The following is a 10,926-nucleotide window of genomic DNA, read 5'->3' as shown; positions in this document are numbered from 1 at the left end:
TGCTCGTGTGCGCTGTCCTGCGCACACGGCAAGACCGGGGTTGGGCGTCCTGCCCAACCCGCCCGAGGCATGCCTCGGGCCCATGCGGCTCACGCCCCCGCAACCGGACCCACCCCGCCTTCGACAGATTTCCACGATCTGCCGGAACGGCATGAGCTGCTCTTGGTGGGTGTCGACCTTGGTCGACACGTCTGGGTCGGCACGGGGTCGGATCCCGTTGCTGCGCAACGGGCTCTGACCCCAGGCGTGGATGAGGTGGTCTGTTCGATTTATTGATTCCTGATGGGTGACTGGCTTCAGGTCGGCTGTAGGCGGCGGTCATCGCAATGACATGTGACCCCGGTACGGTTTGAGCCCGCTTGCGGGTCGCGCGCGGGCCGGGGTTCCGGTCTTGGCGCGCGTCCACTGCAGCTGCAGTCGCTGCCGAGGGTCATGTGTTCTACGTCAGGGGGCTGAATGGACACCATGCGGTCAGAACTTGGAAGGTGGCCATCGCGGCATGGCTGCTGCTGTCCTTTGCCGCTGCCGGGCAGGACGGTGTTCATGCCTACGACATCCCTGCGCAGCCACTGGAACAGGCGGTCGAGCGCTTCAGCGTCATCAGTGGGTGGTCCGTGATGTACCCGGGCGATCTTGCCGCGGGCCGCAGCAGCCGTGCGCTGCGCGCCAGCCTGCCGCCGCTGCCCGCCCTGCAGGCGCTGCTGCAGGACTCCGGCGTCGAGGCCGAGGTGATCGGCAAACAGCGTGTGGTGCTGCGCCGGGGCGCGCCCTTGGCTGCCGAACCCGGTGTCGGCGCGGAGCTCGCCGATGCGGAACGTCGACGTCGCTATGGTGGGCTGCAGGAGCGGCTGCGTGGGGTGTTCTGTGACGACCCGGAGATCGCTCCCGGCCGCTATGCCGCGACGCTGCGTTTCCGTGTCGACAGCGAGGGCCAGGTGCATGCGCCCGAGCTGCTGTCAGGCAGTGGCAGCGAGCGCCGCGATGCGCGCCTGCTGCAGGCGCTGCAGCACTTGGTGCTGTCGCCCGATGCCGCTGCGCTACCGCAGCCGGTAACGCTGCAGATCCGACCTTCCGGCACCGACCACGACTGTGGCGGGCGCGCGCCCCTTCCATGACTTCAAGGATTCGAACATGAGCAACGGTACGGCTGGGGCAGTTGACCTGATGGACCACCTTCTGGGTGCCTACGATGAACTGAAGCGCCGGCTGGTGCGCAAGCTGGGCTCGGAGGAGCTGGCCGGCGACGCGCTGCAGGACACGTGGATGCGCCTGAGCGCGCGGCGTGACCGCCTGGATGCCGTGCAGAACCCCGCGGCCTACCTGCTGCGCATGGCAATGAATACCGTGATCGACCGCCAACGTGCTGACCACCGCCTGCTGAGCCTGGAGGAGGTGGATACGCTGATGGACATGGCCGACCCTGCACCCGGCCCGGCGCAGGCGGCTGAACTGGACTTCGCGCTGGAAGACATGGTCGGCCTGCTGCAGCGCATGCCCGAGCGCCGTCGCCGCATCCTGCTGGCGATCCGTGTCGACGGCCTGCAGCAGCGCGACGTCGCCGATCACCTCGGTGTGTCGCTGCGGCTGGTGCAGCGTGAGCTGAAGGCCGCCCAGGACTATCTGGCCGAGCGCAGCGGAACGGGGCGCCAGGTGCGGTTCTGAACGGCGGCATCCGTCTACACTTTGACGCCGAGCAGAACCCCGCAGCGTGCGGGTCCGGCATGAGCCCCCATGGATCCTGACGATCGCCCGCAACGCCCGCTGGATGCCGTCGAGCGTCAGGCGCATGCGTGGGTGGTGCGGCTGACCTCGGGCGAGGCGACCGCCGCCGACGGGCGCCGGTTCCGTGCATGGTGCGAGTCCGACCCGCGCCATCGCGAAGCGTTTGGCCGTGCGCGCCGGCAGTGGGAGCAGGTGCGGCTGGCCGGCGAGCAGCTGCCAGCGGCCGCGCGTCAACCGGTCGCGCCGACGCCGGCCCAGCGCTGGAGCCGACGCGCCTTCATGGGCGCCGCGATTGCCGCCCCGGCCAGCCTGGTAGTGGTGGCGGCCATCCGCCCGCCGATGGGCCTGTGGCCCTCGGTGACAGCCATGGCAGCCGATTTCCATACCGGCACCGGTGAGCGACTGCAGATCGCGCCCTCGCCGCAACTGAAGATCGAACTGGATACGCAGAGCAGCCTGCGCCGCCGCGCGCACACGCAGGGCGAAGGCTTCGAGCTGGTGCAGGGCCAGGCCGCGATCGAGACCCAGGCCGGTCTGCGCCTGGCGTTGTTCGCGGGCCCGGGCTGCGTGATTGCCGATGAGGGCGCGGTGCGCCTGGACGTACGCAACACCCAGGGCCAGGTGCGGGTGACCTGCCTGCAGGGCAGTGCCCGCATTGAGCATCCGCAGGGCCGGCTGCGGCTGCAGGCGGGCCAGCAGACCCGGTACGACGAGCGCCTCAGTGGTGTGGTGGCCGAGGCCGTGGCGTCGGAAGTGAGTGCCTGGACGGAGGGCATGCTGGTGTTCCGCCGCGCACCGCTGCGTGAGGTGGTGGAGGAGATCAACCGTTACCGCCGCGGCAAGGTACTGCTGGGCGAATCGGCATTGGCGCGCGCCCCGGTCAGCGGCCGCTTCCGCATCGATGATCCGGACGCGGCGCTGGAGCAGCTGCGACGGACGATGTCGCTGGATCTGCGTCGCTTTCCGGGTGGCATCGCCGTCCTTGGATAGATGAAGGCGCTGGCCGTGCGCGCCGCGCCGGGCTGTTGCAAGCAAGGAGAATCCAAGGATGCGCAACGAGACCATCGGTGTGCTCGATCTGCGCCGCAATCTGTCTGCATTGCTGGAAACCACCCAGCGAAGGCCCCTGATGGTGCATCGCTATGGTTCGCCCTGGGTGTGCGTGGTGTCTGACGCGCAGTGGCAGCAGCAGGCGGTGCTGCTGGACTTCAATCCGCAGTCACACCCATTGGCGATGCTGCTGCGGCTGCAGCAGCAGGAGATGCCTTTGGTCGAATCCGGGGCGCTGCCGCCTGCGGTGCTCGCACGCGCACTGCTGTTGGCGGGCATGCACGGCATCGACGATCTCACGCAGCTGCATGAGCAGGTACTGCATCATCGGCTCTGGCACTGGTTCGTGGCGGGCGCCCATGGGGTGATGGAGGGCTGGCAGCTGCCCGCACTGCGCGTTGCGCTGGCGTCATGGTGCGATGACGTGGACATGACCGATGCACTGGTCGCATTCGCTGCCCGCAGCGACGTGGCGGTACTGGCCCGCCGTTGTGGGGGTGACGCACCGCGGCTGCAGCGCGAAGCCTGCAGGCGGATGACGCTGCGATGACGTTGCCGGTGAAGCGCCACCCCGTGCACAGAGTTGCATTCGCGGTGTCGCTTCACCTGCCTTGCTGACGTCTTCTCCAGAGTACGACGCACCACGCGTCGTGGAGCACGGGCGGCGCAGATGGAAGACAGTCGCAGGATCAGCATGCTGGAGCTGGATCGCCACCTGAGCCAGTCGCTGGAGCAGGCACGGCACACGCCCCTGAACGTACAGCGCTATGGGCGCTCGTGGGTCTGGGTGCTGTCCAGTGACGCCTGGGCGGATGCGGCGCGCTGGGCGGCACTGGACAACAGTGCGCATCCACTGGCGGCACTTCGAAAGGCCCTCGACCTGCGGCTGTGGCCCTGGCCCGACGCGGCCATGAGCGCGCTGCCGCTTGGCGCAGCCGATGCGCGACTGCTGCAACGTGCGGCCCTGCTGGTGATCGTGCGTGATCTCAACACTGCGCAGCGCGTGTACGACGACCTGCGCTACCACCAGGCCTACCGCATGTTCATCGGCCTCGACCACGGCACCGCGTGGTCGCCGACGCAGTGCGTGCGCCTGCTGCAGGCGTGCGTGCATCCGTTGTTGCGCGAGTGCATCGACCAGACACTGGCCAGCGTGCCGCCACACCTGCTCGAGGCAGCACGCGTGCCGGCTGCACGTGCGCCCGCACAGGCAACCGCGCAGCGAATCGCAGGCGGATGTTTATCGTACTGACACATGCACCGCTGACCATGGTGCAGCGGTCTCTTCCAGGATGACGAGGGCGGAACAATGGCAAGGCAGGCAGGTGGTTGCAGGGCTCGGCAGCAGGGCTTCAGCCTGATCGAGATCATGGTGGTGGTGGTGATCATTGGCATCCTTGCCGCGCTGATCGTGCCGCGGTTGATGGACCGTCCGGACCAGGCGCGCGTGGTGGCGGCGCGCCAGGACATCGCGGCGCTGATGCAGGCGCTGAAGTTGTTCAAGCTGGACAATGGGCGCTATCCCAGTGCCGAACAGGGCCTGCAGGCGCTGGTGAAGCCACCGCAGGGCAGCGGTGGGTTGCCGGTGACGCCGTACCTGGATCGCCTGCCGAATGACCCATGGGGCCATCCGTACCAGTACCAGGTTCCAGGCACTCATGGCGACATCGATGTGTTCTCGCTGGGTGCGGACGGCAAGCCCGGTGGCGACGCCGGGAATGCAGACATCGGCTCCTGGCAGCTGTGAGGCGTGCTGATGGCAGCCCGGACGCGTTCGGTCTCGTGCATCCGCCAGCGTGGCGTGGCGGTGATCGTCGCCTTGCTGGTGGTGGCATTGGTGGCTGTGATTGCCACTGCGCTGCTGACCCGGCAGTCGGCGCAGCTGCGTGCGCTGCGCGGCGACCAGTTGCGCGCGCAGGTGCGCATGGCGGTGGACGCCACGCTGGAGCGTGCGGCGCAGCAGCTGCGTGAGGATGTCAAGGAACAGCTGACCACGGTGCGCGGCGGGCGCTGGGCGCGTCCTTTGCAGCTGCAGGCACCGTTGCCGGTGCAGGTGCAGCTGGTCGATGCGCAGTCGATGTTCAACCTGCGCAACCTGCTGGCCCATGGCAGGCCGGAACCCGAGGCGCGGGGCGCGTTCGTCGCGTTGTGTGCCGGGCAGGGGCTGGGCCAGGGCACCTGCGCATCCGCGGTGGACCGCATCCAGGCGCGCCTGCGCGACGGCGATATGCCGGCGCAGGCGCCGCTGCCGCGCGAATCACTGATCGAACAGGCGCTGGCCGGCGCCGACCCGGTGGCGTTGCAGGCGCTGGCGCGGCGCACAGTGGTGTTGCCCGCGCAGACCCTGGTCAACGCCAATACCTGCGACCTGAGCGTCCTGCAGGCAGTGACGCCTGCGGTGGAACCGGCAAGGCTGCAGGCGCTGCTCGCTGAGCGCGACGCCGGCCACTGGCTGCTCAACCGCGGTGACATCGCCAACCGACTCCAACTGAGCAACGAACAGATGGCCGTGCTTCCGCTGGGTATCCATAGCGAGTGGTTCCTGGCCGTCGGCCGGGTGCAGGCCGACGGCAGCGCGGTTGATTTCCGCGCGCTGCTCTGGCGCGAGTACCGCGACGACGGGGTGCGTGTACAACGGGTGTGGACGAGGATCGGCGCATGACCGTGCAGCTTCGGGTGCGCCTGCCGGCGCTGGCGCACCTGCGCGCTGACAGCGCGGTGCACTGGGCGCAGCTGCACAAGGGCGAGGTGCTCGCCCACGGCCGCGACACGCTGGCGGCGCTGGGCCTGCGGCATCCGCGGGCCACGGTGCATGCCTGCCTTGATCCGAACGACCTGATCCTGCTGGAACTGCAGCTGCCGCCGCTGTCCGGGCGCCGGCTGCAGGCGGCGTTGCAGGGCGAGGTGGAGGCCATGCTGCTGGATGATCTGCAGGAGGTGGCGCTGGCCCACGGTGCGCAGGCGGCAGACGGTACGGTTCCGGTGGCCTGGCTCGGCCAGCAGGCCATTACGCAGGCGCAGCAGCTGCTGGCCTCGTGCGCGCTGCAGCTCCAGGCGTTGTATCCGACGCCACTGCTGCTGCCTTGGCAGGACCGCCACGCCACGCTGCAGGTCAGCGGCGAGCATCTGCTGGTGCGCAGCGGGCGCGATCGGGGACTTGTCCAATGGTATGGCGGACGTGATGCGTCTACGGTGATGCAGGCGTTGGCCACCCGCCTGCAACAGGCCGGCGTGCAGGCCGTGCAATGGATCGACAGCGTACCGCCGGCGTGGCCGGGCAGCCTGCCGGCCACCGCCGTCGCGCATGAACGGCAGGCCTGTGGCCCCTTGCCGGGTTGGTCATTGCCGCTGCCCGGCGCAGGCCGTCAAGCGCCGCGACTGGCGATCGGCCTGGCACTGGCGGCGGTGCTGTTGGCTGCACTTGGCCTGCAGTGGCAGGTTTCGCGTTGGCGGATCGAGGGTGAGGCGCTGCAGCAGGACATGGCACGGCAGTTCAGCGCACGCTTCCCGGAGATCACCGATGTGGTGGACCCGGTGTTGCAGGCAAGGCGAGCGCTTGCGGTTCCGCCGCCAGCGCCGCCGTTGCCGGCGCTGCAGCGTCAGGTCGCCAGCACGCTGCACGCGGTTCCGGAGCTGGCGGGGCAGGTGCACAGCCTGCACTACCAACCCGGGCAGGTGTACCTGGAGCTGGACGCTGATGCTCGGGCATTGGCCGACGATCCACAGCGGCTTGAGCGCTGGCAGCAAGCGGTGCAGGCGCAGGGGCTGCAGCTGGTGCGCGATGCCGGTGGACGCCTGCGGGTGAGCGGAGCGGGACAGTGACGACGCGAACCTTGCGGCTGAGCGAGGGGCTGGCGGGCGTGCAGCAGCGCTGGCAACGCCTGCCACCGCGCGACCGGCTGATGCTGTGGGTGATGGCGGTGGCGCTGCTGGTGGCGGGCCTGTGGTCGTTATGGCTGGAGCCCTTGCTGAAGCAGCGCACGCACTGGCAGGCCGAACTCCCACGGCTGCAGGCGCAGCAGCGCGCACTGGCACCGCTGCTGCACGCCCGTGAGCGCCAGCAGCTGGCGCAGGGCCAGCATCCGACCCTGGCCGGACTGCGTGACCAGATCAAGGCCGCCGGTCTGGCTGGCGGCCTGCATATCGAAGCGCGCGACGGGCGCTGGCACCTGCAGGTACGGGCCGTACCTGCCGATGCGCTATGGAACTGGCTGATGCCGCTGCTGGCCGACCCGGCCATCGAGCTGCAGCAGCTGCAATTGACACGCACAGGGGATGCGAACATGCCGGCGGCACGGATTTCAGGACACATCGTGATGGTGGCCCCTGCGGGTGCCCATCCATGAGGGCGATGCGCAGCCTTGCCTGCAGCACCGCATTGGCCCTGATCGTGGGCATTGCCCACATGCCGGCAACTGTGCTGGCACAGGACACGCGCGATGAACCGGTGCAGTTGAACCTCGTGGATACCGATATCGGCGGTGTGCTGCGCATGGCGGCGCGCTTCACCGGGCGGCAGTTCCTGGTCGATCCACGGGTGACCGGCAAGATGACAGTGGTTTCCGATGGCCCGGTCAGCCGTACCCAGGCCTACCAGTTGCTGCTGGGCGCACTGCGCATGCGCGGCTTCGCCGTGGTCGAGAACGGCGGCGTCAGCCGGGTGGTGCCGCAGGCCGATGCCAAGCTGCTCGCTGGCCGCGTTGGCAGCGGCGGTGCGGGGGGCGAGGTCGCCACGCGCACCTTCGCGCTGCGCTACGAGAACGCGGCCGCGCTGGTGGCGGTGCTGCGGCCGATGATCAGTCCGGACAATCCGATCACTGCCAACCCCGGCAACAACACCCTGGTGATCACCGACTATGCCGACAACCTGGAGCGCATCGCGCGGGTTATCGCCAGCGTCGATACTCCGGCCGGCATGGACACCGATGTAGTGAAGCTGCAGCAGGGCATCGCTGTGGACGTCGCGGCGATGGTCGCGCCGCTGCTGGATGCGCAGGGCGCCGAGCCCAGCCAGAAGGTGGTGGTGATGGCCGACCCGCGCAGCAACAGCGTGCTGCTGCGTTCCAGCAGCCCCGGCCGCACCCGTCTGGCGCGGCAGCTGGTGGAGAAGCTGGACCGCGCCCAGGACGAGTCCGGCAACCTGCATGTGGTCTACCTGCGCAATGCCCAGGCCAATCAGCTCGCCGGCGTGCTGCGCGGCGTGGTTGCGGGGCAGAGCGATGCGCCGGCAGTGGGCAGCAATGAAGGCATCACGCCACTGCCTGGCGATGCAAGCCGTTCCGCACCGGCGCAGCCGTCGCAACCGCAGCAGGCCAAGACCGGAAGCAATGCGCTGGAATCGCAGCGGCTGGACCCGAGCCGGCGTGACCCGATCGATGCTGGAAGCACCGGCTTCAGCCAGAACGGCATCTCGGTGCAGGCGGACGTGGCCACCAACACGCTGCTGATCTCGGCGCCGGAGCCGGTGTACCGCAACCTGCGACGGGTGATCGACCAGCTCGACCAGCGCCGTGCACAGGTGCTGGTCGAGAGCCTGATCGTGGAGGTCAACCAGACCGATGCGGCCGAGCTGGGCGTGCAGTGGATGCTGGGCAATGGACGCACCTTTGGTGGCACCCACTTCGGTGGCGCCACCGGCGGCAGTGGGCTCAATACCGGTGCCCGCACCACGCTGGACGTGCTTCCCCGGGATGGCCTGAAGATCGGCGTGATCGACGGCACCATCAACCTTCCAGGTGTCGGCCAGATCCTCAACATGAAAGCGCTGGCCAACGCACTGCAGAGCAAGGGCGGCGCCAACATCCTGTCCACGCCGAACCTGATGACGCTGGACAACGAAGCGGCCAGCATCATGGTCGGCCAGACCGTGCCGTTTGTCAGCGGGCGCTACGTGACCGACGGTGGCGGCGGCAGCAACAACCCGTTCCAGACCATCGTGCGCGAGGACGTGGGCCTGAAGCTGCGCGTGCGCCCGCAGATTTCCGAAGGCGGCACGGTGAAGCTGGACATCTACCAGGAAGTCAGCAGCATCGACGCGCAGAGCGCGAACAGCACGGCCGGCATCATCACCAACAAGCGCGCCCTGGATACCAGCGTGCTGCTGGACGATGGCCAGATCATGGTGCTGGGTGGCCTGCTGGAAGACAGCGTCAGCCATGGCCGTGATGCGGTGCCGGGGCTGGGAAAGATCCCGGTGCTGGGCGCCTTGTTCCGCAGCGACACGCGCAAGCGCGCCAAGACCAACCTGATGGTGTTCCTGCGCCCGCACGTGGTGCGTGACCCGGCCGCCGGCCAGCGCCTGACCCGCGACCGCTACGACTACATGCGCAACGCGCAGGCGGGCGCGCAGCCAGTACAGAGCTGGGCCTTGCCGGCGCTGTCGGCACCGCAGCTGCCACCGCAGGACCTGTCTGTACTCGGCCAGGGCAATGCGCGCGATGGCCGGGGCCAGCCGTTGCAGAACACCAGCCTGGCCGCGTTGTATCCGTCCGGTGACGGCGATGCGCAGCTGGTGCAGTTCGCGCAGGGGCTGGACCCGGCGCGTGCCAGCCAGGGCGTGGCGCAGGTGCGGGCACTGGGCCTGCAGGCCTATGCTGAAGCGACGCCCGGCGAGAGCGGGCAACGCCTGCGCGTGCGATTGCCGCGCGATCCGGCGACGCTGGACCCTGCGCTGCAGCAGCTGCGCGGGCTGGGCTACACGCCGGAACTGGTGATCGGGCCGTGAGCGCTTCCGCGCCGCTGGCGTACGCCTGGGTGCGCAGCCATGGCGTAATGCTGTCCGAAGTTGGCGGCGAGCCCGTGTTGCTGGGCACCGCCGACACCGCAGCGTGGGCTGTGGCCGAGCTGCGCCGGCGGCATGGCCCGCTTCCGTTCCAGATGCTGGATGCGGCAGCCTGGCAGCAGCACTTGGGCGAGCAGTACCGTGACGGCGGCGATGCCGCTGCCGTGGTGGGGGCCGTCGAGAGTGAAGTCGATCTGGACCGGTTGATGCAGGACATGCCGGAGGTCACCGACCTGCTGGATGCGCAGGACGATGCGCCGGTGATCCGCATGATCAATGCGTTGCTGGCACAGGCTGCACGCGACGGTGCCAGCGATCTGCATATCGAGCCGTTCGAGACCCATTCGGTGGTGCGCTACCGGGTGGACGGCACGCTGCGCGACATGGTGCAGCCACGGCGCGCACTGCATGCAGCGCTGGTGTCGCGCATCAAGATCATGGCCCACCTGGACATCGCCGAGAAGCGGTTGCCACAGGATGGGCGCATTGCGATCCGCGTGGGCGGGCGGCCGCTGGACATCCGTGTTTCCACTGTACCGACCGGGCACGGCGAGCGCGCCGTGCTGCGATTGCTGGAAAAGGATGCCGGCCGCCTGCAGCTGCAGCGCCTGGGCATGGCCGATGACACCTTGGCCACATTCACCGGGCTGATCCGGCAGCCGCACGGGATCGTGCTGGTGACCGGGCCGACCGGCAGCGGCAAGACCACGTCGCTGTACGCCGCGCTGGGCCAGCTCGACAGCAGCACCAGCAACATCCTCACCGTGGAAGACCCGGTGGAGTACGACTTTGCAGGCATCGGCCAGATCCAGGTCAACGCGCGCATCGGCATGAGCTTTGGCACCGCGCTGCGCGCGATCCTGCGCCAGGATCCGGACTCGATCATGATCGGTGAGATACGCGACCTGGAAACCGCACAGATCGCGGTGCAGTCGTCACTGACCGGGCATGGGGTGCTGGCCTCGCTGCACACCAACGATGCGATCTCGGCGGTGACCCGCCTGGCCGACATGGGCGTGGAGCCGTTCCTGCTGGCTTCGTCGCTGCGCGGCGTACTGGCGCAGCGGCTGGTGCGCCGGCTGTGCACGCAGTGCCGGCGTGCCGAGGTGGATGGCGAAGGCCGAACCGTGTGGCGCGCGGTGGGCTGTGCGGCCTGTGCCAACAGCGGCTATCGGGGACGCACCGGCATCCATGAACTGTTCGTGGTCGATGACCGCGTGCGCGCATTGATCCATGAAGGGCAGGGCGAGCCCGCGCTGCGCGAGGCCGCGCGGCGCGCCGGCATGCGCACGTTGCGGCAGGACGGCCAGCGCTGGGTCGACAGCGGGGTGACCACGCTGGAAGAAATCCTGCGCGTCACCGGCGACGACTGA

Annotated in this window: 11 protein-coding genes; all 11 read left to right on the top strand. The window is 68.9% G+C overall.

Annotated elements, in window-relative coordinates; genetic code table 11:
• Positions 1–434 precede the first annotated feature (434 nt).
• Positions 435–1,115: an STN domain-containing protein gene (locus AC5P65_RS11010; RefSeq protein WP_180832551.1), complete on the top strand. Its 681-nt coding sequence runs from the start codon at positions 435–437 to the stop codon at positions 1,113–1,115.
• Positions 1,116–1,131: 16 nt separating this feature from the next.
• On the top strand, positions 1,132–1,662 hold the full coding sequence (locus AC5P65_RS11005; protein ID WP_026347004.1) for an RNA polymerase sigma factor: 531 nt from the start codon (positions 1,132–1,134) through the stop codon (positions 1,660–1,662).
• A 69-nt stretch (positions 1,663–1,731) separates the two neighbouring features.
• Positions 1,732–2,712 (top strand): DUF4880 domain-containing protein, encoded by a 981-nt coding sequence (locus tag AC5P65_RS11000; protein WP_180832549.1) that lies wholly within the window; start codon positions 1,732–1,734, stop codon positions 2,710–2,712.
• Between the two features lie 58 nt (positions 2,713–2,770).
• On the top strand, positions 2,771–3,322 hold the full coding sequence (locus tag AC5P65_RS10995) for a hypothetical protein (RefSeq protein WP_111098548.1): 552 nt from the start codon (positions 2,771–2,773) through the stop codon (positions 3,320–3,322).
• Between the two features lie 120 nt (positions 3,323–3,442).
• Positions 3,443–4,024 (top strand): hypothetical protein, encoded by a 582-nt coding sequence (locus AC5P65_RS10990; RefSeq protein WP_180832547.1) that lies wholly within the window; start codon positions 3,443–3,445, stop codon positions 4,022–4,024.
• Positions 4,025–4,081: 57 nt separating this feature from the next.
• Positions 4,082–4,519, top strand: coding sequence for a type II secretion system major pseudopilin GspG (gene gspG / locus AC5P65_RS10985; protein ID WP_111098546.1), 438 nt, complete (start codon positions 4,082–4,084; stop codon positions 4,517–4,519).
• 9 nt (positions 4,520–4,528) lie between these two features.
• On the top strand, positions 4,529–5,434 hold the full coding sequence (gene gspK / locus AC5P65_RS10980; RefSeq protein ID WP_180832545.1) for a type II secretion system minor pseudopilin GspK: 906 nt from the start codon (positions 4,529–4,531) through the stop codon (positions 5,432–5,434).
• Positions 5,431–6,594, top strand: a complete 1,164-nt coding sequence (gene gspL / locus AC5P65_RS10975; protein ID WP_180832543.1) for a type II secretion system protein GspL — start codon at positions 5,431–5,433, stop codon at positions 6,592–6,594. Before gspK ends, gspL begins: the two co-directional genes overlap by 4 nt.
• Positions 6,591–7,118, top strand: coding sequence for a type II secretion system protein M (locus AC5P65_RS10970; RefSeq protein ID WP_180832541.1), 528 nt, complete (start codon positions 6,591–6,593; stop codon positions 7,116–7,118). Before gspL ends, AC5P65_RS10970 begins: the two co-directional genes overlap by 4 nt.
• A complete protein-coding gene (gspD, locus tag AC5P65_RS10965; RefSeq protein ID WP_180832538.1) occupies positions 7,115–9,496 on the top strand; it encodes a type II secretion system secretin GspD in 2,382 nt (793 codons plus the stop codon). The genes AC5P65_RS10970 and gspD overlap by 4 nt, the downstream gene beginning before the upstream one ends.
• Positions 9,493–10,926 carry a type II secretion system ATPase GspE gene (gene gspE, locus AC5P65_RS10960; RefSeq protein ID WP_021203912.1) on the top strand — a complete coding sequence of 478 codons (1,434 nt, stop codon included), beginning with the start codon at positions 9,493–9,495 and terminating at the stop codon, positions 10,924–10,926. Before gspD ends, gspE begins: the two co-directional genes overlap by 4 nt.

It is taken from the genome of Stenotrophomonas sp. YJH_SMC_48-3 (assembly GCF_059369375.1).
Note: the sequence above shows the minus strand (reverse complement) of the source record. Positions and strands in the feature narration are given on the sequence as shown.